This is a genomic window from Pseudoblastomonas aquimaris, from assembly GCF_035481675.1.
Taxonomy (GTDB): Bacteria; Pseudomonadota; Alphaproteobacteria; order Sphingomonadales; family Sphingomonadaceae; genus Alteriqipengyuania_B.
In genome coordinates, this window is sequence record NZ_JAYJJW010000001.1 from 1,529,667 (window position 1) to 1,553,837 (window position 24,171).

Consider the following 24,171-nt stretch of genomic DNA (forward strand, 5'->3'; position numbering starts at 1 on the left):
ATTCAAGGGACACCATGCTGTCCCCGACCAAAACCATCGCTGCCGCCTGCATGCTGCTGCTTGCCACCGCCTGCGCCGAAGCGCCCCCGCCGGCGGAACCGCCGCTGGCCAGTGCGTCGATCGGCGGCGATTTCACGCTCACCGGCACCGATGGCGCGGACGTGTCGTGGACCGATTTCGAGGGCAAATACCGGCTGGTCTATTTCGGCTACGCCTTCTGCCCCGACATCTGCCCCAACGACGTCGCCAACCTTGCGCGCGGTTACAAGGCGCTGAAGGAAAGCGATCCCGCCGCCGCGCAAGCGCTGGTGCCGATCTTCATCTCCATCGATCCGGAACGCGACACGCCGGACGTGGTCGCCGAATTCGCCAGCGCCTTTTCGCCGGACATCGTCGGACTGACCGGTACCCCCGAACAGGTCGCCGCCACGGCGAAGAAGTTCGCGGTCTATTATGCGAAGGGCGAGGAAACGCCGGACGGCGGCTACCTGATGGATCACAGCCGGTCCGCTATCCTGTTCGGCCCTTCGGGCGAACCGATCGCGCCGATTTCCGTCGACCAGGGCGGCAAGGCGGTCGAGGCAGAGCTGAAGCAGTGGGTGAGCTGAGGGACAGGTTCTGGCAGCTCGAGCTGGCGGAGCTGAGCCGCGCTGAATGGGAAGCCCTGTGCGACGGATGCGGGCGCTGCTGCCTGCACAAGGTGGAGGATGCCGATACGGGCCGCATCTACGACACCAATGTCGCCTGCAAGCTGCTCGACACGGCGACCGGCCTGTGCAGCGATTATCGCCAGCGCAAGGCGCGCGTGCCCGATTGCCTGCGCCTAACCGCGGGCAATGTGGACGACTTGCCGTGGCTGCCGCAAACCTGCGCCTATCGCCGCCGCGCGCGGGGCGAGGACTTGCCCGACTGGCACTATCTCCTCAGCGGTGACCGCGACGCGGTGCGCAAGGCGGGCGTCTCCGTCCACAACCGCGTGATCAGCGAAACCGATGCGGGAGCGCTGGAGCACCACATGGTCGACTGGGAGGAGGAGCCGTGATCGAATGGCTGCAGGGCGCGCCGGGCGATCCCGAAATCGTCCTCGCCGGACGGCCCCTCCCCATCCTTCTCAAGCGCAATGCCCGCGCCCGGAGGCTGACCCTGCGGCTGGCGCGTGACGGCAGCGCGGTGCACCTCACCGTGCCGCGCTGGGCCCCGACGCGCGAGGCGATCGCCTTTGCCCATGCGAAGGCGGAATGGCTGGCTGGCCAGCTCGAGAAAATCCCGCAGCGCGATCCGCCGCAAACCGGCGGGACCTTCCGCTATTGCGGGGAAGACTGGCGGATCGATTGGCACGCCGCCCACCCGCGCACCCCGCGCGCCGACGCGGACGCCGGTACGCTCACCCTCGGTGGGCCGCAGGACCGCTTGCCCGTGCGCCTGCAGCGCTGGCTGGAGAGCGAGGCGCTGCGCCTGTGCGCCGCCGACCTCGCCTTCTACGCCGGACGCGCCGGGGTGCCGCTGCCCGAAATCCGCCTCAGCCGGGCGAAAAGCCGCTGGGGCAGCTGCTCGGGCAAGCAGGTCGTGCGGATCAACTGGCGGCTGGTGCAGGCACCCGCGCACGTCCGCCGCAGCGTGGTCGCCCACGAGGTCGCGCATCTCGTGCATTTCAATCACAGCCCCGCCTTCCACGAATTGCTGGGGCAGATCTACGACGCCGACATCGCGGCCGCAGACCGCTGGCTGAAAGCGCACGGCCGCAGCCTTTACGCGCAGTTCGGCTAAGACTGGCGCGCGGGGGCACAAATCCCTATCTTGAGCGGAAGATGAGCATTTTCCGCACCTTCCTGCAGAACCTCTCGCCCAAGCGCGCAGTGTCCGATTTCGCCGGGCAATGGCGCCGACCCAACCCCTATCGCTGGCATATCCTCGGCGTTGCGGGCGCGGCGACTTTCGCGATTTTCTACACCTTCCTGCCAGAAGACCAGCCGATGGAGCCGGAACGGCCGGAGGTGGACTACATCGAATTCTTCGAGCCCGGCCGGACCGATGAGCAGATCATGGCGTCCAACATCGAGAACCAGAAGCGGCAGGACGAATTGCGCGCCGAGGCCGAGGAGCGGGTCGAATTGCGCAAGAGCCTCTACCGCGAACTGGGCCGCGCCACCGGCCTCGACGTGGACGAGATGGAGCGCGAACTGGCAGCGGAAGAGGCGGCAGAAAAGGCCGCCAAGCAGCAGCGGCTCGACGCACGCCGCCGCGATGCCGAAAGGGCGCTGCTTGACGGCCAGTAAGGCCGACCTGCGCTGGCTCGCCGCAGCGGCCGCGCTGGCGGAGCGCGGTCGCCCCGTCAGTGCGCCCAACCCTTCCGTCGGCGCCATCATCGTGAAAGAGGGCCGCGTCATCGGGCGCGGCTGGACGCAAGTCGGCGGCCGCCCTCACGCGGAGGCTGTCGCCCTGGCGCAGGCCGGTAGCGCTGCGGCAGGGGCCACGCTTTACGTCACGCTCGAACCCTGCGCCCATGCCAGCGTGCGCGGCCCGGCCTGCTCCGCGCTGGTCACAGCGGCCGGGCTGGCGCGCGTGGTGATCGGCGCCGGCGATCCCGACCCGCGTACGGCAGGCGGCGGCATCGCCCGACTGGAGGCGGCCGGGATCGAGACCGTTCTGGCGGATTGCCCGAGCTGCGCGGATAGCCTTGCCGGTTACCTGACGCGCGCCGCATTCGGCCGCCCGCACGTCACCTTGAAGCTCGCGCTTTCCATCGACGGCTCAATCGCGCTCGCCGACGGGACCAGCCAATGGATCACCGGGCCTGCCGCGCGCGCGCATACCCACCGAGAGCGGGCACGGGCGGACGCCATCCTCGTCGGCGGCGGGACCTTGCGCGCCGACACGCCATCGCTCGACGTGCGACTGGAAGGGCTGGAGGATCGCTCTCCCGCCCGCTGGGTGCTGACGCGCGGCGAGGCGCCGGACGGCTGGCAGGTGCTGCGCGATCCTGCCGACCTGTCGCCGCTTGCGCGTGCACAGTATCTCTTCGTGGAAGGCGGCGCAGGGGCTACGGCAGCTTTCCTTGCCGCCGACCATGTCGACCGGTTGCTGGTCTACCGCGCCCCCATCGTCATCGGCGGCGGCATGGCGTCCGTCGGCGACATCGGCCTTGCCGACCTGGCGCAGGCGCATGGCCGCTGGCAGCGGACCGCAACCGCAGCGCTTGGCAGCGATGTGCTCGAAGTCTACGAGCGGACCCGCAGCCGCAATCCGGCCTGACAGGAGCGTCCATGTTCACCGGCATCGTCACCGCCATCGGCACCGTCACCAACCGCGAAGAGCGCGGCGACCTGCGGCTCACCATCGCCTGCCCGTGGGACCCGGCGGACATCGCCATCGGCGCGTCGATCGCCTGCTCCGGCTGCTGCCTGACCGTGGTGAGCAAGGGCGGGGATGCGGGCGCCGCGTGGTTCACCGTCGAACTTTCGGCAGAGACCGTGGGCCTGACCAATGCGGCGCGCTGGGCGGAAGGCGCGCGCCTCAATCTCGAACCCGCGCTGAAGATGGGCGACGAGCTGGGCGGCCATATCGTCACCGGCCATGTCGATGGCGTCGGGCGCGTCGTCGCGGCGGAAGACGAGGGGGATTCGACCCGCCTCACCATCCTCGCCCCGGCCGGGCTCGCGCCCTATATCGCGGCCAAGGGCTCGATCACCGTCGACGGCTGCTCGCTCACCGTGAATTCTGTCGAGGATACGGACGATGGCTGCCAGTTCGGGCTCAACATCATCCCCCACACCGCCGAAGTGACGACACTGGGCACCCTCGCATCCGGCGACAGTGTGAACCTGGAGATCGACACTCTGGCTCGCTACCTCCAGCGGATGGTCGCGCTGCGGGGCTAGGCCAGCGGCCCTTGCGCGAACGCGGCGCGGTCGATTTCGTAAATGACATTGCGCTGGGGCCCGGTCGCCCCTTCGGCCTCTTCGGTCCGGCCAGTCAGGCGGCCGCCGATCTTCTCCATCGCCCTGCGAGAGACGAGATTGTTCTCGCCGACCCGGAACACCACGCGCTCCACCGATGCCAGCGCATGGGACAGCATCAATCGCTTCACGCGGGCATTCATGCCGCTTCCCCAAAGCTCCCGGGCGATGAAGGTCCAGCCGATTTCCACCACCCCGCCATCCGCCGGGTCGTAGCTCTGGAACCGGCTCGACCCGACGATGCGGCCGCCCTTCCGGTCGATGATGGCCAGCGCACCCTGTTTCGCCAGCGCGTCGTCAAAGAATTCGCGAAAGACCGATTGCTGCCACCGGTCGCTGCGCGGGTGCAGGGCCCATAGCTCGCGGTTGCCGGCTACCGCATACAGGGCGTCCCAATCGTCCGCCTGCAAGGGTCGCAAACGGACGCGGTCGTCCTGCAGGACCGGTTGCCGATCCAGCACGCCTAGCTCGTCACGTCTTCCAGCGCGGCGATGAACTTCTCGACATTGCCGCTGGTCAAACCGGCGATGTTGATGCGGCCGGAACCCGCCATGTAGACGCCGTGATCCTTGCGCAGCCGCTCGATCTGGTCCTTGTCCAGCTTGAGCATGGCAAACAGGCCGTTCTGGTCTTCGAGCTGCTTAAGATCGAGGCCGGGCACGCGGTTGTCGGCGGCGGCCAGCTTTGCGCGGACGCTGCGCATGCGGGCGCGCATTTCGTCCACCTCGTCCTGCCACTGCCGGGTCAGGTCGCTGTCGCGCAGCACATGGCGCACGGCGGCGGCGCCGTGGTCGGGCGGCATCGACCAGCTGGCGCGGGCGAGCGAATTGCAGTTCGAAAAGGTCCGCTCCAGCACCTCGTCGTCGTTCGCCTTGATGTAGAGCGCGCCGACGCGGTCGCGGTAGAGACCGAAGTTCTTGTCGCAGCTGTAGCATATGAGCAGTTCGTCGAGCGCATCGACCATCAGGCGTAGGCCGGCGGCATCTTTCTCCATGCCCTGCCCCAAGCCCTGGTAGGCGCTGTCGATGATCACCAGCACGCCGCTGTCCTTCGCCAGCGCGGCGATCCGCTCCCACTGGTCCATCGTGTAGTCGACGCCGGTGGGGTTGTGGCACGATGCGTGGAGGAGCAGCGCATCGCCCGCGCCGGCACCCGCCAGCGCCTGTTCCAGCGCGGCGAGGTCGGCCTCGCCTTCCGCCGTCGCGTGATTGAAGCCCGCCAGTTCCAGGCCGAGGTCCTTCAGGATCTGCGCATGGTTGGGCCAGCTCGGCGTGCCCATCAGCCCGCGGGTCACGCCTGCTGCCTGCGCCACCGCCAGTGCCAGCCGCACGGCGCCGGTGCCGCCGGGGGTCTGCATCCCTTCGATCGAGCCGCCGCGCGTCGGGTCCTTGCCGAAGATATAGGGCTTCAGCGCATGGACGAAGCCGGTGTCGCCTTCGGGGCCAAGGTAGCTCTTGCTGTCCTGTTCCTCGACCAGCTGGCGTTCCGCGCCCTTGATCGAGCGGAAGACAGGCGTGGCGCCATCGTCCGTGCGGTACACGCCCACGCCTAGGTCGATCTTGTCGGGCCTGGTGTCGGCGCCATAGAGCTTGATCAGGGCGAGGAGGGCGTCGGGCGCCTGCGCAGAGAGGTTTTCGAGCATGGAGGCCCAATGCCGCGCCCGCGCGCGCGCTTCAAGCGGCAATCGGCAGGGCGCCGTCGTGGATAGCTATTCGCGAGGGACCTAGAAAGGCAGCCAACGCTGCTTTTCGGAAAAGCGCAGGTAGCCCGCATTGACCCCTGCCCTGAGCCCGGCGCCTGCGCGGATCGGGATCAGCACGATGTCGCCGCGCCGGACGTAGGACACTGACATGCCGCCGACGAGATAGGCCTGCCCCTCGCCTGCGGGGAAGCGCCGGAACAGGTCCTGCGTGTCGAACAGATTGTAGACGAGGACGAAGGTGGAGCCCGCATTCGCGCCGGCATCGAAGCCCACCGACGGTCCGGTCCAGTAGACTTTCCGCTCGCCTTCCACCTTGTGGTACAGCGTGCCGGAACCGTAGCGTACCCCGACGATGAACGCGCCGCCGCCTTCGCGGCCGACGATGTAGCCGTTGGGTTCGCCCTGTTCCTTCAGCAGGTCCTCGATCAGCCGGGCGACGCCTTCCGCGCCCTCCCCGAACAGGCCTTCCGCCGCGCCGATCAGGTCGTCGGACTGGTAGGTCTGGCTGTCGGCGGCGGCTTCGGCAGCGGCTTCCGATGCCCCGACCGGCTGGGCGAAATCCTCGCCCGACCATGTGGCGACGCCGCCGGACGTGTCGACCTCGGCCCCGCCGTCATCGTAATCTTCGGGCGCGTCCTGCTCGTAGACCGGCTGGGCGGTGATGATGGGTGCGTCCGGCCCGTCGGCAGGCGGGGTCTGCGGCTGTGCCAGGTCGCCGTCGATCATCGTGTCGGGATCGATCGTCTCGATCCCCTGCGCGAGCGCGGGCGCACCTGCCGCGAGGCCGAATGCCGCCGCCGCCAGTGCCAGCGACCGGGCCATGTGCTTGAGCGATTGAGCCATATGTTCCTCCGAGGGACGATCCCGCGGCGCGCCATGCGCGCCTGTCCGCGGGCGATCAGAGTCCTTGCACGCTGAAGCGGCAATGAATGCGCGCCGAACCGAATCGATTCTGCGGCGAACCGAGTCCGCACACATCTCCGGCCAAGTGTTTTCACCCCGTGCCCACAGCGCGCTTGAAGCATGCCAGCCCGCTCGCTATAGGCCCGCCCACGCCGCATCGGTCCGGAGACGTGGGTGAGTGGCTGAAACCAGTTCCCTGCTAAGGAACCATACCTGGTAACGGGTATCGAGGGTTCGAATCCCTCCGTCTCCGCCACCGCTTCAAACGCCGCGCTTCGATCCTACATAGATCCCGGACACCCAATCGGGAGCATTGTATCATGATCGACGTACGCAGCTTCGACAGCCTGGGCCATGCCGACCACGGCTGGCTCAACGCGCGGCACCATTTCTCTTTCGCCAACTATTACGATCCCGCCCGCATGGGCTGGGGCGCCCTGCGCGTCTGGAACGACGACCAGATCGCGGCGAAGAGCGGGTTTCCCCCGCACCCCCACCGCGACATGGAAATCATCACCTATGTCAGTCAGGGCGCGATCACGCACAAGGACAGCCTCGGCAACGAAGGCCGCACCGGCGCGGGCGACGTGCAGGTGATGAGCGCGGGCAGCGGCATCCAGCACGCCGAAATGAACCTGGAAGACGAGGAAACCCGCCTGTTCCAGCTGTGGATCCAGCCGACCGAAGCGGGCGGCGATCCGCGCTGGGGTGCCAAGCCATTCCCCAAGGGCGAGCGCGCCGGCGACTGGGCGATCCTGGCGAGCGGCATGGGCGACGAGGACGCGCTGATGATCCGCACCGATGCCCGCGTGGCCGGCATCACCCTGTCCGCCGGCGAGAGCGCGGAGTGGTCACTGGGCGACGGGCGCAAGGCCTATCTCGTGCCCGCAACCGGCTCCATCGAAGTGAACGGCGAATTCGCCAACGAACGTGACGGTGTCGCCGTCGAAAAGGTGGAGACCATCTGCATCGAGGCGCTGGAAGACAGTGAAATCGTGCTGGTGGATACGCGCTAGAATTCAGGCCCTTGGCGGCGGCGTTGGGCGTGCCTATGTCGCCCCCATGGTACATTTCCTCCCCGACGTTGACTTGCCGAACGGCATTCGAAGCCTGTTCGAGAAGAGCCGGGCTTCGCTCACCATCGCCGACCTCGACCGAGAGGACGCACCGCTGATCGGCCTGAACCAGGCATTCCTCGATATCTGCGGTTACAGTGCGGAGGAATCACTCGGCAAGAATTGCCGTTTCCTCCAGCCCGAAACCGGCGGCGGGCCCGTTCGTGCGCGCATCCGCGAATTTCTTTATGAGAGTGACGAGCCCGAAGAACGCTTCGTTATTCCCAACGTCACGAAGGGCGGGGACCAGTTCCTCAACCTCGTCTACATGGGGCGCCTCAACAGCCGGGATGGCCGCAAGCTCGTGATCGCCTCCCAGTTCGCCATCGATGCCGACGACTATACGACCCGCGCCGACTACGAGGCCGCGCTGGAATCCGACCTCGTGAACTTGAAGGCGATTGCCGAGGATTCGGCTTGGGTTATGCTCGGCAGTTACCACGCCATCGCCTCCAGCCACCGGCTCATCGCGGAAGCGCGGCTTGACGAATAGCCGCAGGATGTTAGCTGATTTCGCTATGGAAATTGCGAGATGAGCGTCCCGGTCATCGGGATCGGCGCTTCCGCCGGGGGGCTGGAAGCATTGCGGGAATTTTTCGGCGGTGCCGAGGGCAATATCGGCATGGCCTTCGTCGTCGTGCAGCATCTCGACCCCACGCACGAATCGCTGATGTCCCAGCTTATCGAGCGCTACACGGACATGCACGTGCAGCAGGCTCAGGGCGGCGAAGAGATGAAGGCGGAAAACGTCTACATCATCCCGCCAGGTCACGGGCTTGCTCTCGACGGCGGCATCCTCAGCCTGACCGAGTTTAAAGAGTCGCGCGGGATGCGCCGGCCGATCGACGACTTTTTCGAATCCTTGGCAGACGACTGCAATGAACTGGCCGCCTGCGTGATTCTCTCAGGGACCGGCAGCGACGGCAGCAGGGGTCTGCGCGCCATCAAGGAGAACGGCGGCCTCTGCCTGGCGCAGGAGCCATCGAGCGCGCGCTACGACGGGATGCCCACGGCCGCGATCAACACCGGACTTGTCGACATCGTCACGCACCCCAACGAGATGCTTGATGCGCTGTGCACCTATTTCGAACGCACGTTGCAAGGCGACACGGTCGAGCTCGACAAGGAAGCCGAAGGCGTTGTCGACCATATCGACGAGCTGTGCGCGGTCATTCGCGAACAGCTCGGCTACGATTTCTCGAACTACAAGCGCAGTACCATCGCGCGGCGGATCGCCCGGCGCATGCAGGTGGTCGGGCTGGACACTGCGCGGGCTTATATCGACCGCGTAAAGTCGGATTCACACGAGTGCGACGCACTGCTCAGCGACCTTCTTATCAACGTCACGCGCTTTTTCCGCGATTCCGGGGAATTCGAGGCGCTGCGATCGGAAGTTATCGACCCGCTGGTCGATCAGACCAGCAGCGAGGACGAATTGCGCGTCTGGGTGCCCGGCTGTTCCAGCGGCGAGGAAGCCTACACCATCGCAATGCTGCTCGCGGACGCGCTGGAACGCGCCGGCAAGTCCCCCTACGTCCAGATTTTCGCGACCGATATCGACGAGAAGATGCTGGATATCGGCCGCAACGGCAATTACCCGCTCAGCGCGCTGGATGACATTCCAGCCGTCTACGCTGAAAATTACGTCGTTGCCGGGTCGGAAACCTTTCATTTCACGAGCCACCTGCGCGACATGGTGCGCTTCAGCCATCACGACCTTATCCGCGATCCGCCCTTTTCCAAGATGGACCTGATCAGCTGTCGCAACCTGCTGATCTATTTCGACGAAACCTTGCAGAAGGAAGTGGTGCCCATGTTCCACTTCGCTCTAGACAAGGGAGGAATGCTGTTCCTTGGATCGAGCGAAAGCATCGGCCGGTTCGACGACCTTTTTGAACCGCACGTCCAGCATGCACGCATCTTCTGCCGGCGCGATGTGAAGAGCCGCTACACGCTGCAGGCACCGCCACCCAATAGCGCCAGCCAGCGCCGCGTACCGCGCCGCCGCCGTTTCAACGGCCCCGGCGACCTGCCCAGCCCACGCCCGGAAAATCGCGCGGAAATCGCTGCGTTGAAACGGGTGGCCGAAACCTACGCCCCCGTCAGCCTGCTGGTCGATCACGAAGCTATGCTGCTCGAACGCTGGGGGCCGGCCGGGCGCTTTCTCGACTTTCCCGAGCGGCTGGATCGCAACATCCACCTGCCCGGGCTCGCTCGTCCTGGCCTGCGCGAACTTGTCGGACCGATGCTGCGCGACGCGCGGGAGAACCATCGGCGGATCGTCTCACGCGGTGTCGAGATCAAGACCCAGTTTGGCATTATCGAGACAGCCATCGTTTGCGAGCCGATCGATGAAGATGCCTTCCTTTTCGTCATTCGCGAAACCGGCAAGCTCGAACCTTTCGAGCCCGACGACTTGCAGGATTTCGTGGCCGAAGAGGGCCGCGTGGAGTTTCTCGAAGAAGAGCTCCAACAGACGCGACAGCGCCTGCGCAGCACGGTCGAGGAGCTCGAAACGACGAACGAGGAGCTGAAGAGCTCCAACGAAGAAATGATGTCGATGAACGAGGAGCTCCAGTCGACCAACGAGGAGCTGACGACGGTCAACGACGAGCTGAAGGGCAAGATCGACCAGGTCACCATGGCCAACGCCGACCTGCGCAATTTCTACAACAGCACGGAAATCGCGGCACTGGTGGTGGCGAAAGACCTGACGCTGCGCAGCTACAGCAAGCCGGCGACCGACCTATTCCGCATTACGGAGGACGAGGTCGGAAAACAGCTCGCGGCCATTACCACCCGTCTAGATAATTCGAAGCATATCGAACTTGCGCGGGAGGCCGCCGAGCGCGGGGTGACGCGCGAAGATCGGATGACAATCACGTCCAACGCCGGCGAAAAGCGCGAACTGATCGTTCGCAGTGTTCCTTACCGCTTGAAGGACGATGAGATTGCCGGGGCCACGCTCGTTTTCACGGATGTGACGGATACTCTATCGCTTCAAACACAGCTCGAGAGGGAGCGCGAACGCCTTCGCCTTGCGCTCGAAGTCGCGCAAGTCGGGATTTGGGAATACGAACCGTCGACCGATGCGACCTACATCGACGAAACCGAACGGCGCCTCCTCAACCTGTCGGATGACGAAGGCGACACGATGGAGCCGATCCTCGCCAACCTCGTTCCGGAAGACCGCGATAGCGTGAACGCCGCCTTGCGCCGGGCGATGGACGGCAAGAGCGACTTCGATCAGGTGTTCCGCATACCGGTGGAAAACGGCCGCACCCGCTGGCTGCACGGGCTCGGCCGCCGCATGGGCAAGGAGGACGATGCCCGGTTCGTCGGCGTGACCTACGACGTCACGGCCGAGCGCGAGATGCTGGAACAGCGCGAGCTGATGCTGCGCGAGATGAACCATCGCATCAAGAACCTGTTTGCGGTGATCTCTGCCATGGTTTCGATCAGCGCCCGCGAAAGCGGCGATCCTGCGGAACTTGCCGCCAGCCTGCGCGGACGGATCCATGCGCTTGCCCAGAGCCACGCCCTCAGCGGACGGCGCAGCGATACGAGCTCTGCTCCGCTGCGCGACTTGATCGAAACCGTCACCGCGGCGATGCGCGATAAGCAGGACATCACGCTTGAGGGACCGGAAGTCGTCATCCCCGACAGCCAGATCACCTCGATTGCGCTCATCTTCCACGAATGGGCGACCAATTCCGCGAAATACGGCGCGCTGGCGGTAAAGGATGGCAGGATCGGCGTCAGCTGGACCTGCAAGGACGGCGTCCTGTCCATCGACTGGGACGAAACCGGCACGACCCAGTCCGAAGAGGGCGAGGCGGGCTTCGGCTCGAACCTGATCGACGGCACCGCCCGTCAGCTGCACGCGGAAGTCAGCGGCAAACGGACCGACACAGGGTATTGCCGGCGCCTGCAATTCGAGCTTGCCGACGCACCGGACCTCGCCTGAGGGTCGTTTTGTAGTCTAGTGCAGCCCACCCGCTGCGCTGATCGCCTCGCCAATCTGCGCCGGCGACGCCGGTTTCTCGATCAGCGGGCTGCGCGAGAATTCGTCGCAAAGCTGAGAATGGCTGACATCGGCGGACACGAAAACCAGCCGGCAACCCTTGGCCGCCAGCTTGCGGGCGAGCGGCCATACGGGAGATCCGTCGACGTCGATGTCGAGCAGGGCGAGATCGGGATTCTCAGCCTCGAAAATGCGAAAGCCCTCGTCCAGCGAAATGGCGGGGCCGGCCACCGCATAGCCGAGGTTCGCCACCGTAGCGGCAAGATCGAAGGCGATCAGCGCCTCGTCATCCAGCACGAGGATTTTCTGGTTTTCGGGTCCCATGGCAATGGCAACCGCTTCCAGTTTCGCCGGTTCCTATGATTTGATAAAAAACTGGGTTCGTCCAACCTTCAGAAACCGGAGCGAATTCCCAGCCACACGGTGCGCGCAACGCCGACATCGACGGAGCCGCCGGAATTGCGTGTCACGATGGTTTCGCCTGTCAGGTTCTCGCCCCGCAGCACCAATTCCAGCGGGCCTGCAAGGCGATAGCTGGCAGTGGCTCCCAAGGTCGTGAAGGCCGGCAGAACATCGGCCCCATCGGCGTCTTCGAATTGCTCGCCGACGTGACGCAGCGATAGGGTCATGCGCGCCCTCTCCGAAGCCTCCCAACGCAGGAAAGCGGTGGCGGAGAAGGCAGGGCTTTGCGGCGGGCGGCTGCCATCCGATGCCAGCGCCGCATCGGTATAGGCGACCGACGTATCGATCCGCAGCGGCCCCGCGCCATAGCCCGCCGAAGCCTCGATACCCCTGGCCTCGATCCCATCGAGGTTTCGGCGCTGCCGCAGGTTGGGGCCGATGGTGGCATTCGCGATCGCATTCTCCAGCCGGTTGTCGAAGAGGGTGAGGGACAATTCCGCCCCGTCTTCGCCGCGCCAGTCCGCGCCGACTTCGAAGCCGGTCAGTTCCTCGTTTTCGAGCTGGGGATTGGCGAGCGTGACGAGCGGGAAGATCACGAAGGGGCGATACAACTCGTTCAGGGTCGGCTGGCGGAACCCGCGATAGGCAGCAGCGCGCGCGGACAGGCGGGGCGTGATCTCGTAGGCCGCACCGCCGCGCCACGTGACGCCCCAATCGCTGCGGTCGGCGGGCAGGACCTCCCCCGTCAGCGTCCCGCCGCCATCGAAATCGCGCTGGAAACCGCCGGTAACGCCGAAGCGATCCGCACGCAGGCCCGCCGTCAGGACCACAGGGCCGAAGCGCCGGTCGAATTCCGCAAAGAAGCCGAGGTCGCTCGTCCTCCCGCCTGCCGTGCGCGAGGCGAAGACGTTGCCACTCGCGGCGCTGATCCGGTCCTCGGCGATCTCGCCCTCAGCGACGCGCAGGTCGGTGCCGAGGCGCAGGATCGTGTCGGCGCCGACGGGCGGCCGGATTTCCACCTTCCCGCCGAAGCCGGTCGACGGCGTCTCCCGCTGGTCGAGCACGGGCACGAAGCTCGTCGAACTGACGACGATGTTCGAGAAATCGCGCCATTGCGCATAGGCGAGCCCCTCCACCTGCCAGTCGTCCCCGCCGCTCACCCGCAGCGACAGATCCTGTCCGGCGATGCGGCTGTCCGCCCCGGCGAAGCGCAGGGTGCGCTCGTCCCGAAAGGCGCGGCCGGCAAGCTCTGCCCGGAGGTTCGGGCCGACCGGCTGCACCAGTCGCAAGCCGCCGGAAAGACTGTCGAAAGCGGCCGGTACGCTGGCGGCCACACGGTCGTCTTCGGGCGCGGTGAAAAACCCCTCGCCCCGGTCCCAGCGGGCGTTGGCGAGCAGGTAGCCTTCGCCGATACGCGGCGCGAATACTGCGGCGACCTCGGTTTCCCCGCGGTCGTTGACGAAGCTGGAGGCAAGCGCACCGTCGACCGTGTCCGGCCCGGCGCTCGCCAGCGCGATCGTGCCGACCAGCGCCCCGCTGCCGAACGGACCCGCCCCGCCGCCGCGCGTCACCCGCACGCTGCCGATGGTTTCCGGCGCGATGGCGGCAAAGGGAATATAGCCGAAGAAGGGGTCGGCCTGCGGCACCCCGTCTAATGTCACCAGCGCGCGGCTGGTCGCATTGCCGCCCAGCGCGCGCAGCGTGATCCCTTGCGCGGTGGGATTGGAGGAGCGGCTGTCGGAGCGGCGGAACTGCTGGACCCCGGCCACGCCCTGCAACACCTCGTCGATGCGGCCCGATGGCGTGGACACCACCTGTTCGCGGTCGATCTCGCTCGTCGCATAGGCGGCGTCCCCCGGCGTGGCGGGCAGGCCGGCGATGACGACGATCTCTTCCGGCTCCTCGGTGTCTTGCGCGGCAGCGGGCGACGGCAGGAACGCGGGGGCAATTGTCAGGATGCGACGCATGATGCCGCCCTGCCCCATGCGGTCCGCGCGTGCAACGCCGCTATGGCTATGGCGGGAACAGTCGTTTAACCTGTCGATTAAACCCAAGGATCGGAGCCTTTTCGTGAGCGACACCCAACCAGACATCGACGTGCTGATCGTCGGTGCCGGCATTTCCGGCATCGGCATGGCCGCGCACATGGAAAAGATGTGCCCCGACCGCAGTTACGCCATCGTGGAACGGCGCGAGAATCTGGGCGGGACGTGGGACCTGTTCCGCTATCCGGGCGTACGCTCCGACAGCGACATGCACACGCTGGGCTTCGTGTTCGAACCCTGGAAGCACGAAAAATCCATCGCCGACGGTCCTTCGATCCTCGAATATCTCGACCGCATCGTCGACGAACGCGGTATTCGCCGGCACATCCGCTTCGGCAACACGGTAACCGCCGCAGATTTCGACACGGCGTCGGCACGCTGGACCGTGACCGTCGAGACGTCCGATGGCGAGCGCAAGCGGATCACCGCGCGCTGGCTGTATCTCGGCAGCGGCTATTACGATTACGACGAACCCTATGACCCCGGCTTCGACTTCGGCGAATTCGCGGGGCAGGTGCTCCACCCGCAATTCTGGCCCGAAGACCTCGACTATGCGGGCAAGAAGGTGGTGGTCGTGGGCAGCGGGGCGACCGCGGTGACCATCGTGCCGTCGATGGCGGACAAGGCGGCAAAGGTCACCATGTTGCAGCGCACGCCGACATGGATGTTCTCCCGCCCGGCGAAGGACCGGCTCGCCAATTTCCTGCGCAAGATCCTGCCCGAGGAAACCGCCTACCGGATCACGCGGTGGAAGAACGTGAAGATGCAGGATTTCGGCTTCAAGCTGGCCCGCAACAAGCCGGAAAAGATGAAGAAGAACCTGACCAAGCGCATCCGCAAGGCGCTGGGCAAGGATTACGACGCGGCGACGTTCACCCCGCCCTACGACCCGTGGGACCAGCGCGTGTGCCTGGTCCCCGATGCCGACCTGTTCGAAGCGATGAAGGCGGGCAAGGCGGACATCGTCACCGGCCATATCGAACGCTTCGAAAAAGGCGGCGTGCGGCTGAAGGACGGCACATTCCTGGAGGCCGACATCGTCGTGACCGCGACCGGCCTGAAGCTCGCCATCGCGGGCAAGATCGCGGTCAGCCATGACGGCGCGCCGGTCGATTTCGCGCAGCGGTATTACTACAAGGGCTGCATGTTCTCGAACCTGCCGAACCTTGCGGTGGTGTTCGGCTATCTCAACGCCAGCTGGACGCTGCGGGCGGACATCAATTCCGATTACATCTGCCGCGTGCTGAACGAGATGCGGGCCCGCGATGCGAATCTTGCCGTGCCGGTGCTGACCGTGGCCGACGAGGCGGCGCTGGAGGAAGACGACATCTTCGACTTTTCCAGCGGGTATATCCAGCGCTCGAAAGACATCATGCCGAAGAACGCGGTCGAATATCCGTGGCGACTGAACCAGGAATATGTGACCGACCGCAAGCGCATGGCGAGCGATCCCATCGACGATGGCATCCTTGCTTTCGCGAGCGGGAATGCGCTGGCCGCGCAGGCCGACAGCAAGCTAGAGGCGGCGGAGTAACACTTGGCACAGCGTATCTGGACCGCCGGGCTCGTCGTGATCGGCGACGAAATCCTCTCCGGCCGCACCCATGACAAGAACATCGCGCAGGTCGCCAGCTGGCTGCAGGTGCAGAACATCCGGCTCGCCGAAGTGCGCGTGGTCCCCGATGTCGAGGACCGTATCGTCGAGGCGGTGAACGCCCTGCGCGAAGCGAACGACTATCTCTTCACCACCGGCGGCATCGGCCCGACGCATGACGATATCACGGTGGATGCCGTCGCCCGCGCGCTTGGTGTCGATGTGGTGGTACACCCCGAAGCGCGCGCCATCCTGGAACGGTATTATGCCGACAAGGGGGGCCTTAACGAAGGGCGCCTGCGGATGGCCCGCGTGCCTGAAGGCGGCGACCTCATCCCCAACCGCATGAGCGGGGCGCCGGGGATCAAGATCGGCAACGTCCACCTGATGGCCGGCGTCCCCCACATCACCGCCGGGATGCTCGACGCGCTGACCGGCACGCTGGAAGGCGGCGAGCCCCTGTTGTCCGAAACCATCGGCGGCTTCATCCCCGAAAGCGAAGTGTCGGACCTGCTGCGCGAAGTCGAAAAGGCGCACGAGCATTGCCAGATCGGCAGCTACCCCTTCTTCAAGGAGGGCCGCGTCGGCGCCAATTTCGTGATCCGCAGCACCGATGCGGAGGAGCTTGCGCAGTGCCTCGACGCACTGTGCCAGGGCCTCGGCGAGGCCGGATGGGACTGGCAGCCGGGCGGGGTTTAATTAGCCCAATCGTTAAGACACTTACGCAAAAGCGTTTTTTGCTTTAGCCCTGTCGCAGATGGGGGAAACCGGTTCATCCGACATGGCGCAACGCCGCGCCGCTTTGGTGAGGGCGATGGACGGTGTCGCGCGCGGGGAGCGTGACTCGCTCAAGACCGTCTATGACGCCACCAGCGCCAAGCTTTTCGGCATCATCCTGCGTCACTTGCGCGACCGCGAAGCCGCCGAAGACGTGTTGCAGGATGTCTACCTCAAGGTCTGGAACCGCGCCGGCCGGTTCGACCCGGAACGCGCCAGCCCGATAACCTGGCTCTGTACGATCGCGCGGAACACGGCGATCGATCACCTGCGCCGCACCGGCCGGGCGCCGGAAACGACGAGCGATGCGTTGCCCGAAATCGAGGACGACGCCATACCGGTGGACGAAATGCTGTGCTCTGCCGAAGACAATGCCGCCCTGCGCCGGTGCATGGAGGAATTGAAGCCGGATCATCGCCGCTGTATCCGCCTCGCCTTCTTCGACGGCTTGACCCACTCGCAACTCGCCGAGCGCCTCGGCATGCCGCTGGGCACGATGAAAAGCTGGATCCGCCGCGGGCTTCTCGGGCTGAAAGGGTGTCTCGGTGGCTGACGACCTGCCCCCCCTCTCACCGGAAGACGAACGCTTCGTCCGCGCGGGCGAGTTGTCGCTCGGCGTCCTTGAGGGCGAGGAGCTGGCTACCGCCAAGCGCGACCAATTGGCAGATCCCGACTTCGCTGACGCGGTCGCCTGGTGGGACAACCGGCTCGGGACGATGGCGGAGCAAGCCGCTGCGATGTCGCCCGGAGCAGGCGTCTGGCGAGCGATCGAGCAGCGGCTCGACAGCTACCGGTCCGGGAATACGCCCGCCTCCCTCGGCGCAGTCACGTCGCGCCGTCCGGCGGGATGGAGCGTGGCGCTTGCCGTTGGCGGGGCAGGCCTGGCCGCCGCTGCCCTCGCTCTGTTCCTAGCCACCCCGCGGCCCGCCGCTGTCGGTCCGGCCGTGGAGCCTTCGCAGAACCAGCGCGGACCGCAGCTCGTCGCCCAGCTCAGCGACGAGAGCGGCGCACTCGGCATCGCCAGCGTTATCGACCCGTCGGCAGAGCGGCTGGCGCTCAAGATCCGCGGCTTCGAACCGGGGCCCGAGGAATCGCCCGAATTGTGGGTCGTCCCCGCGGGCGGCGCGCCGATCTCTCTCGGCCTGATCCCTGCAAGCGACGAGTTCGAACGCGATCTCTCTGCCGAAGAGCGCGCCTTGCTGGTTGAAGGTGCGACGCTCGCGGTGACCATCGAGCAACGCGACGGGGCGCCCCATGATGCGCCGTCGACCCCGATCCTCGTTGCCGGACCGCTCGACCAGGTCTGATATTTTCCGCAGCAATTCAAAAGGCTGTGACTTTCACGCAAATTCCTTCCCGTTCCGCTGCATCCAGTCGGCGGATCCTGCGTAGTTGCTTGCGTCATCCGCTGGATGGCAAGCCGTTGATGGGCGATCGTGGCCAGACGACAGGGTAAAGGACCGGGAGCAACCCGGCGGCGCCCTCTCCGAAAGCCGGACGGGAGTGATCGACGATTGCCGGCTTCTGATCCGCACTTTCGGAAGAGGGAAAGACCATGTCGAACTTCAACAAACGTTTTGCCGCAGCCCTGCTTGTCGGCACCGCCTCGCTCGGCTTTGCCGGCACTGCCGGCGCACAGGAAATCGATGGCGACGGAGGCTACGAATGCGTCCTCAACAATGACGCCACCATGTCCAACACCACCGCCAACGCTACGGCCGACGGCGAAGATGCGTTGGCCTGCGGCGAGGATGCCAACGCCAGCGGACCTTCGACCACCGCAATAGGCGGGGAAGCGGATGCCACTGGCCCCGGCACCACGGCCATCGGCTGGCGCTCGGCTGCAACGGCAGAACGCGCCACCGCGCTGGGCCACCTGGCGACCGCGCAGGGCATCCGTTCGCTGGCGGTCGGCGAGAATGCCGATGCGCAGACCGACTTTTCGACCGCCATCGGTAACGAGAGCATCGCCAATGGCACGGATGCCCTTGCCATCGGCGATACCGCGATGGCCATGGGCCCCTCGACCACGGCAGTCGGCGGCGAGAGTGTTGCGACAGGACCGGGCTCGACGGCTCTTGGCTGGCGCAGCGAATCCGGTGAGCGTTCGACGGCGGTGGGGCACCTCGCCACCGCGACCGGTCTCCGCTCTGTCGCAGTCGGTGAAAACGCCGACGCGCAAACCGATTTCTCGACTGCCATAGGCAACGAAAGCATCGCCAACGGGACCGACGCTCTGGCCGTCGGCGACACGGCCATGGCGATGGGCGCCTCCACTACCGCGATCGGCGGCGAAAGCGTTGCGATGAATCCGGGCTCCTCGGCATTCGGCTGGCAAGCTGAGGCGACCGGCATGATGGCAACCGCCGTCGGCCATCAGTCCACCGCCAGCGGCGACCAGAGCTTTGCCGGCGGCGAAGACTCCATCGCATCGGGCATCAGCGCCATTGCCATCGGCTTCCAGGCCGAAGCGCAGGGCGGTGACAGTATCGCCATCGGCGGCAATCGCGGCGGTGACGGCAGCCGTGCAACGGTCGCAAGCGGCCCTTCGACCACCGTGGTCGGCGGGCAGGCACTCGCCATGGGTCCGGGCGCAACCGCCTATGGCTGGCGTTCCGAAGCGACGGCCGAGCGCGCCACGGCCATCGGCCACCTCGCCAACGCCAGCGGCGTCCGCGCCACGGCACTGGGTGAAGCGGCAATGGCTTCGGGTGACGGCTCCATCGCAGTCGGCAACCAGAGCGTTGCATCGGGCGTGGATTCGATCGCGATCGGCAATGGCGCGGTCGCGGCCAACGATGGCCAGGTCGTCCTGTCGAATCTCGACACCAGCACCGCCAGCCAAACCGGCCAGATCTATGTCGTGACGACGGACAACACCGGCACGCTGGGCCGCAGCTCCGCCATAGCGAGCCAGGCTGCCGTATCGGCCAATACCTCGGCGATCGCGGCGAACAGTGCATCCATCGCTTCGCTGCAGGCCATGTCTTCGGACCAGCAATCGCAGATCAACGCCCTGTTCGATGAAAGCGCCCGCAACTCGGACGGTATCAAGCGCGCCAACGAAGGTGTCGCGATGGCACTGGCGATGGAATCGCCGATGCTGCCGGCCGGCACCAGCTTCGGGCTTGCCGGTGGTGTGGGCTATTACGCCGACGAAGCGGCCGGCACGATGGCGGTCAGCGCCCGGGTCGGCAACAACGCCTCGGTTTCGGCCGGCGTCGGTGTCGGTTTCAACAGCGGCGAAGTCGGCGCTCGCGGCGGCTTCCAGGTCGCCTGGTAAGTCCTACGGTTTCTTCCTGCGGATCAGGAAGGACGGGGCCGGGTGACGCTCCCTTGGAAACCCGGCCCCGGTTTTTTCAATCCGCGTGGCAAGAGTAACGAAAAGGGGCCGGAGGATTTCTCCTCCGGCCCCTTTCTTTTTCTCGTCGCGCTTGCGAGCACGCAAGCAGCGAGTAATTACGCGCCGGCGACTTCGCCGAGGTCGATCTTCAGGCCGGGGCCCATCGAGCTGGTCAGCGTGACCTTGCGGACATACTTGCCCTTCGCGCCCGACGGCTTCGCCTTCACGACCGCTTCGGTCAGTGCGTCGAAGTTCTTGCGCAGGTCTTCGTCCTTGAAGCTCATCTTGCCGATGCCGGAGTGGATGATGCCCATCTTCTCGACGCGGTATTCGACCTGGCCGCCCTTGGCGTCCTTCACGGCCTGCTCCACGTTCGGGGTGACGGTGCCCAGCTTCGGGTTCGGCATCAGGCCCTTGGGGCCCAGCACCTTGCCGAGGCGGCCGACCACGGCCATCATGTCCGGCGTCGCGATCACGCGGTCGTAATCGAGATTGCCGTTCTGCATGTCTTCCATGAGGTCTTCGGCACCAACCTTGTCGGCACCGGCGGCGGTCGCCTTGTCGGCATTGTCGCCGCGGGCAAACACGGCGACGCGGACGTCCTTGCCCGTGCCGGCCGGAAGCGAGACCACGCCGCGGACCATCTGGTCGGCGTGGCGCGGGTCGACGCCCAGGTTCATGGCGACTTCGACGCTTTCGTCGAACTTGGTGGTTTCGGCGATCTCGCGCAGCAGCGCGAAGGCCTCGTCCACGGTGTAGAACTTTTCGCTGTCGACCTTTTCGGCGACCATCTTCTGCTTCTTGGTCAGGGTAGCCATGTCCTTAGCCCTCCACTTCGAGGCCCATCGAGCGCGCGGAGCCCTCGATGATCTTCATGGCCTGGTCGATGTCGTTCGCGTTGAGGTCCTTCATCTTGGCCTCGGCGATTTCCTTGACGGCGGCGCGCGACACGGTGCCGGCGACGACCTTGCCCGGTTCCTTCGAACCCGACTTCAGCTTGGCGGCCTTCTTGAGGTAGAAGGATGCCGGCGGGGTCTTCGTCTCGAAGCTGAACGAACGGTCGGCATAGACGGTGATGACCGTCGGGATCGGGGCGCTCTTCTCGAGGTCCTGCGTGGCGGCGTTGAACGCCTTGCAGAATTCCATGATGTTGACGCCGCGCTGGCCCAGTGCCGGGCCGATCGGGGGTGACGGATTGGCAGCGCCCGCGGGCACCTGCAGCTTGATATAGCCGTCGATCTTCTTGGCCATGAGAGGCCTCCTTTCTCACTGTCGCCCGCCGCTTTCGCAAAAGGGCTCATGGTAAGCGGTGCAAACGGCAGCCCGAAAGCCGCCTCCCGCGTGGAATCACCCGCCGTGTGGCAGGCGAAGCGGCGCCCCTAATCGACGGGACGCCGAAACGCAACCGGATTACTTGACCAGCTCGACCTGTTCGAAGTCGAGCTCCACCGGCGTCGCGCGGCCGAAAATGGACACGCTGACCTTGACCTTGTTCTTGTCGAAATCGAGCTCTTCCACCACGCCGTTGAAGCTGGCGAAGGGGCCGTCCAGGACCTTGACCGCATCGCCGATTTCGTAATCGACGCTGATGTCCTTCTTGGGCGCGTTCTTGGCTTCTTCCACGCCGCCGAAATAGCGGGCGGCCTCGCGCTCCGAAATCGGCTGCGGCTTGTTGTTATTGCCGAGAAAGCCGGTCACCTTGGGCGTGTTCTTGACCAGGTGGTAGATATCGTCGGTCATCTTGAGCTTGGCGAGCACGTAGCCGGGCATGAACTTGCGCTCGGTCTGCACCTTCTTGCCGCGCTTGATCTCGGTCACGGTCTCGGTCGGGACCTCAACCTCCTCCACGCCTTCCTGCAGGCCCAGCCGCTCGGCCTCGGCGAGGATCGCGTCGCGCACCTTGTTCTCGAAGCCCGAATAGGCGTGGATGATGTACCAGCGGCTCATCTGTCTCAAAATTCCCGTATACGAATGAATTGGGTCAGGCGTCGGCGTGTCGGCCAATCAGGCGAGGGTGAGGAGGAACTTCACCACCGCGCCGAACAGCGAATCGACGCCGAGGAAGAACAGCGACAGGATCACCACCATGATGCCGACGAAGATCGACATCTTCACGGTCTCCTCGCGCGTGGGCCACACGATCTTGCGCGTTTCGGCCTGCACCTGGCGCATGAATTCGCCGGGGGTTGCCTTCGGTTTGTCAGCCTTGTTGTCGGCCATGGCTCTCGCTGCCTTGCAAAGAAATTGTCGTTTTGCCTTTCGCCATAGGCTCCGCGCCGCCCCGGGCTGATCCGGGAGGGGCTTGGCTCCAAAATGTCGGAAGACGCCGCGCGATGTAGCGTGTGCATGCCCGCCTTGCAAGGATTGCGCGGCAACAGCCCTGCGCGTTTCGGCAGAAAAGCGGGACAAGCCCCTAGTCAGCGCCCGCCCGCGCCGATAGCAGGGCGGCAGGGACAAATTCTGGAGGGGACGCTTCCGTGGCGGCAACTGACACTGCATCGACCGGTTTGATCGACCGGGTCACAAATATATCCGATTTCATCTGGGGCGGCACGTGGGCCGGCGAACCGCTGCCATGGCTGTCGATCGGTGACCAGCCTATCCCCCCCATGACCCTGATCCTGCTTGGCATCGGTCTGTGGATCATGATCGGGCTCCGCTTCTATCCGATCGTGAAGCTGGGCAGCGCATTTGCCGGACTTTTCAAGAGCCGCAAGAGCGAAGGCGAAGGCGAGATTTCTCCGTTCGCCGCCTTGTCGACCGCGCTGTCGGGGCAAGTCGGGACCGGTAACCTTGCCGGTGTCGCCACGGCAATCGCACTGGGTGGGCCGGGCGCGATCTTCTGGATGTGGATCACCGCGCTGGTCGGCATGGCGCTCGCCTTTGCCGAAGGGTCGCTGGCCATCCGCTATCGCGAGAAGACATCGGACGGCGTCTATCGCGGCGGTCCGATGACCTACATCATGATGGGGCTGGGCAAGAAATGGACTTGGCTGGCCATCCTTTTCTGCCTCGGCACGCTGTTTTCCGCACTTGTCACCGGCAATTCGATCCAGGCCAACGCCATCGCCGACGGCATGAGCGAGCTGTTCGGTATCGAGGAATGGATCGGCGGCCTGGTCACGGCGATCCTGGTCTTCATCGTCATCATCGGCGGGATCAAGTCGATCGGCAACGTGGCCGAAAAGATCATCCCGTTTATGGCCGCATCCTACATCGTGATGGCAGTGATCGCGCTGGCGCTGAATTTCGGCGACCTCGGCGAAACCTTTGCATTGATCTTCGATGGCGCTTTCAACCCGCAGGCTGCCACGGGCGGTTTTGCCGGGGCGGCGATCATGCTGGCCATTCGCGCAGGTGTTGCTCGCGGCCTGTTCTCCAACGAAGCAGGCCAGGGTTCCACCCCGATCGCCCACGCGGTCGCACAGACCAACGATCCGCAGCAGCAGGGCCGGATGGCCATGCTCGGCACCTTCATCGACACGATCGTCATCTGCACGATGACCGCGCTCGTCATGCTGACAGTGGAAGGTAACTTCACCGCCGGCGGCGAGACGGTGCGGCATGCATGGAATTCGGACCTTGAAGGCTTCGCGATGACGAGCGGGGCATTTGCGGCCGCATTCCCGCTGGAAGTCTTCAGCGTCCCGATCGGCACGCTGGTGGCATCGCTCGCACTGATCCTGTTCGTCTTCACGACGCTGCTCACCTGGAGCTATTACGGCGAACGGGCGATCACCTTTATCTATGATCGCATCCCCGGATCGACTCGCGGCGGGGAAAAGGTGCTGCACATGATCTGGCGCGTCCTGTGGTGCGTGGTGATTTACATCGGCTCCACCCAGGACCTCACGCTCGTCTGGCGCCTCGGAGACATTTCCAATGCCGCGATGGCACTGCCGAACCTCCTGGCGCTGGCCCTGTTGAGCGGCGTCGTGTTCAAGCTGGCTAAGGGGCAGCGCGATGCGGGTCCGACGCATACCGCCGAAACGCCGGAAGAGCCGAACGAGTACTAGGCCCGGCGCGCCTTTGCGGCACGAAAGGGGGCCGGTCGCGCAGTGCGGCCGGCCCCTTTTTCGTGACTCTTAGAGTTTCAGGTCAACGCATGCCGAAGAGGCGCGAGAAGATCCCGCGCGGTTCCTCCATCGGCTGGATCTTGCCGTACATGTAATCGCGCAGCATCGGGTCCTGATGCGCGCGCGGCTGGGTCCAGCTGTCGGGCCTGCTGCTCTTGAAGCTGAATGCTGACATCGGAAGTCCTTCCCTGTTTGCCAATCCGCTCCGTCCGGAAGATCAAATGCACGGGACTC

At 65.4% G+C, this 24,171-nt stretch carries 25 protein-coding genes and 1 tRNA gene; 16 read left to right on the forward strand and 10 right to left on the reverse strand.

Features of this window, described 5'->3' with window-relative positions; all coding sequences use genetic code 11:
• Positions 1-14: 14 nt before the first annotated feature.
• From VCJ71_RS07575 to VCJ71_RS07600, 6 genes are read left to right on the forward strand one after another with little or no spacing between them, the layout of a single operon-like run.
• Positions 15-608, forward strand: coding sequence for an SCO family protein (locus tag VCJ71_RS07575; protein ID WP_324640198.1), 594 nt, complete (start codon positions 15-17; stop codon positions 606-608).
• Positions 596-1,042 carry a YcgN family cysteine cluster protein gene (locus VCJ71_RS07580; protein WP_324640200.1) on the forward strand — a complete coding sequence of 149 codons (447 nt, stop codon included), beginning with the start codon at positions 596-598 and terminating at the stop codon, positions 1,040-1,042. Before VCJ71_RS07575 ends, VCJ71_RS07580 begins: the two co-directional genes overlap by 13 nt.
• Complete coding sequence (locus tag VCJ71_RS07585) at positions 1,039-1,767, forward strand: M48 family metallopeptidase (RefSeq protein ID WP_324640201.1); 729 nt, start codon at positions 1,039-1,041, stop codon at positions 1,765-1,767. Before VCJ71_RS07580 ends, VCJ71_RS07585 begins: the two co-directional genes overlap by 4 nt.
• A 41-nt stretch (positions 1,768-1,808) precedes the next feature.
• On the forward strand, positions 1,809-2,276 hold the full coding sequence (locus VCJ71_RS07590) for a hypothetical protein (RefSeq protein ID WP_324640202.1): 468 nt from the start codon (positions 1,809-1,811) through the stop codon (positions 2,274-2,276).
• Positions 2,263-3,252 carry a bifunctional diaminohydroxyphosphoribosylaminopyrimidine deaminase/5-amino-6-(5-phosphoribosylamino)uracil reductase RibD gene (gene ribD, locus VCJ71_RS07595; protein ID WP_324640203.1) on the forward strand — a complete coding sequence of 330 codons (990 nt, stop codon included), beginning with the start codon at positions 2,263-2,265 and terminating at the stop codon, positions 3,250-3,252. Before VCJ71_RS07590 ends, ribD begins: the two co-directional genes overlap by 14 nt.
• An 11-nt stretch (positions 3,253-3,263) precedes the next feature.
• Positions 3,264-3,878 (forward strand): riboflavin synthase, encoded by a 615-nt coding sequence (locus VCJ71_RS07600; protein ID WP_324640205.1) that lies wholly within the window; start codon positions 3,264-3,266, stop codon positions 3,876-3,878.
• Here VCJ71_RS07600 and VCJ71_RS07605 read toward each other — a convergent pair.
• The 3 genes from VCJ71_RS07605 to VCJ71_RS07615 form a co-directional block, all read right to left on the reverse strand.
• Entirely contained in the window at positions 3,875-4,417 is a 543-nt protein-coding gene (locus VCJ71_RS07605) for a GNAT family N-acetyltransferase (RefSeq protein ID WP_324640206.1), read from the reverse strand. The two genes, VCJ71_RS07600 and VCJ71_RS07605, sit on opposite strands and share 4 nt — an antisense overlap.
• A 2-nt stretch (positions 4,418-4,419) precedes the next feature.
• Entirely contained in the window at positions 4,420-5,598 is a 1,179-nt protein-coding gene (locus VCJ71_RS07610; protein ID WP_324640207.1) for an amino acid aminotransferase, read from the reverse strand.
• 81 nt (positions 5,599-5,679) lie between these two features.
• Positions 5,680-6,501, reverse strand: coding sequence for a DUF1134 domain-containing protein (locus VCJ71_RS07615; RefSeq protein ID WP_324640209.1), 822 nt, complete (start codon positions 6,499-6,501; stop codon positions 5,680-5,682).
• A 224-nt stretch (positions 6,502-6,725) separates the two neighbouring features.
• Between VCJ71_RS07615 and VCJ71_RS07620 the strand changes: the two genes are divergently transcribed.
• From VCJ71_RS07620 to VCJ71_RS07635, 4 genes are all read left to right on the forward strand, one after another.
• A tRNA-Ser gene (locus VCJ71_RS07620) sits at positions 6,726-6,817 on the forward strand.
• A gap of 64 nt (positions 6,818-6,881) precedes the next feature.
• Positions 6,882-7,577, forward strand: coding sequence for a pirin family protein (locus tag VCJ71_RS07625; protein ID WP_324640211.1), 696 nt, complete (start codon positions 6,882-6,884; stop codon positions 7,575-7,577).
• A 46-nt stretch (positions 7,578-7,623) separates the two neighbouring features.
• Positions 7,624-8,169: a PAS domain-containing protein gene (locus VCJ71_RS07630; protein ID WP_324640213.1), complete on the forward strand. Its 546-nt coding sequence runs from the start codon at positions 7,624-7,626 to the stop codon at positions 8,167-8,169.
• Positions 8,170-8,208: 39 nt separating this feature from the next.
• The gene (locus VCJ71_RS07635; protein ID WP_324640215.1) at positions 8,209-11,643 is read left to right on the forward strand and encodes a CheR family methyltransferase; all 3,435 of its coding nucleotides are present in this window, start codon (positions 8,209-8,211) and stop codon (positions 11,641-11,643) included.
• A 15-nt stretch (positions 11,644-11,658) separates the two neighbouring features.
• On the opposite strand, the gene VCJ71_RS07640 is transcribed toward VCJ71_RS07635, so the two are convergent.
• Together VCJ71_RS07640 and VCJ71_RS07645 are read right to left on the reverse strand one after the other, a co-directional pair.
• Entirely contained in the window at positions 11,659-12,024 is a 366-nt protein-coding gene (locus VCJ71_RS07640) for a response regulator (RefSeq protein ID WP_324640216.1), read from the reverse strand.
• Positions 12,025-12,092: 68 nt separating this feature from the next.
• Positions 12,093-14,069: a TonB-dependent receptor gene (locus VCJ71_RS07645; protein ID WP_324640217.1), complete on the reverse strand. Its 1,977-nt coding sequence runs from the start codon at positions 14,067-14,069 to the stop codon at positions 12,093-12,095.
• Between the two features lie 103 nt (positions 14,070-14,172).
• On the opposite strand from VCJ71_RS07645, the gene VCJ71_RS07650 reads away from it, so the two are divergent.
• The 5 genes from VCJ71_RS07650 (at position 14,173) to VCJ71_RS07670 (ending at position 19,801) form a co-directional block, all read left to right on the forward strand.
• On the forward strand, positions 14,173-15,681 hold the full coding sequence (locus tag VCJ71_RS07650) for a flavin-containing monooxygenase (RefSeq protein WP_324640219.1): 1,509 nt from the start codon (positions 14,173-14,175) through the stop codon (positions 15,679-15,681).
• A 3-nt stretch (positions 15,682-15,684) separates the two neighbouring features.
• The gene (locus tag VCJ71_RS07655; RefSeq protein ID WP_324640221.1) at positions 15,685-16,440 is read left to right on the forward strand and encodes a competence/damage-inducible protein A; all 756 of its coding nucleotides are present in this window, start codon (positions 15,685-15,687) and stop codon (positions 16,438-16,440) included.
• 58 nt (positions 16,441-16,498) lie between these two features.
• Positions 16,499-17,071 carry a sigma-70 family RNA polymerase sigma factor gene (locus tag VCJ71_RS07660; RefSeq protein ID WP_324640223.1) on the forward strand — a complete coding sequence of 191 codons (573 nt, stop codon included), beginning with the start codon at positions 16,499-16,501 and terminating at the stop codon, positions 17,069-17,071.
• Positions 17,064-17,825 (forward strand): anti-sigma factor, encoded by a 762-nt coding sequence (locus VCJ71_RS07665; RefSeq protein WP_324640225.1) that lies wholly within the window; start codon positions 17,064-17,066, stop codon positions 17,823-17,825. The genes VCJ71_RS07660 and VCJ71_RS07665 overlap by 8 nt, the downstream gene beginning before the upstream one ends.
• A gap of 248 nt (positions 17,826-18,073) precedes the next feature.
• Positions 18,074-19,801, forward strand: a complete 1,728-nt coding sequence (locus tag VCJ71_RS07670) for a YadA-like family protein (protein ID WP_324640227.1) — start codon at positions 18,074-18,076, stop codon at positions 19,799-19,801.
• 176 nt (positions 19,802-19,977) lie between these two features.
• Here the strand turns inward: VCJ71_RS07670 and rplA are convergent, their stop codons facing one another.
• The 4 genes from rplA to secE all read right to left on the reverse strand — a co-directional run bounded on the left by rplA (position 19,978) and on the right by secE (position 22,081).
• The gene (rplA, locus tag VCJ71_RS07675; RefSeq protein ID WP_290136067.1) at positions 19,978-20,679 is read right to left on the reverse strand and encodes a 50S ribosomal protein L1; all 702 of its coding nucleotides are present in this window, start codon (positions 20,677-20,679) and stop codon (positions 19,978-19,980) included.
• Positions 20,680-20,683: 4 nt separating this feature from the next.
• Positions 20,684-21,112, reverse strand: a complete 429-nt coding sequence (rplK, locus tag VCJ71_RS07680; RefSeq protein ID WP_290136068.1) for a 50S ribosomal protein L11 — start codon at positions 21,110-21,112, stop codon at positions 20,684-20,686.
• A 159-nt stretch (positions 21,113-21,271) separates the two neighbouring features.
• Positions 21,272-21,808: a transcription termination/antitermination protein NusG gene (gene nusG / locus VCJ71_RS07685; protein WP_290136069.1), complete on the reverse strand. Its 537-nt coding sequence runs from the start codon at positions 21,806-21,808 to the stop codon at positions 21,272-21,274.
• Positions 21,809-21,865: 57 nt separating this feature from the next.
• On the reverse strand, positions 21,866-22,081 hold the full coding sequence (gene secE / locus VCJ71_RS07690; RefSeq protein ID WP_324640230.1) for a preprotein translocase subunit SecE: 216 nt from the start codon (positions 22,079-22,081) through the stop codon (positions 21,866-21,868).
• A gap of 257 nt (positions 22,082-22,338) precedes the next feature.
• On the opposite strand from secE, the gene VCJ71_RS07695 reads away from it, so the two are divergent.
• On the forward strand, positions 22,339-23,877 hold the full coding sequence (locus VCJ71_RS07695; RefSeq protein ID WP_324640232.1) for an alanine/glycine:cation symporter family protein: 1,539 nt from the start codon (positions 22,339-22,341) through the stop codon (positions 23,875-23,877).
• 82 nt (positions 23,878-23,959) lie between these two features.
• Here VCJ71_RS07695 and VCJ71_RS07700 read toward each other — a convergent pair whose 3' ends face one another.
• Positions 23,960-24,112 (reverse strand): hypothetical protein, encoded by a 153-nt coding sequence (locus tag VCJ71_RS07700; protein ID WP_324640233.1) that lies wholly within the window; start codon positions 24,110-24,112, stop codon positions 23,960-23,962.
• Positions 24,113-24,171 lie beyond the last annotated feature (59 nt).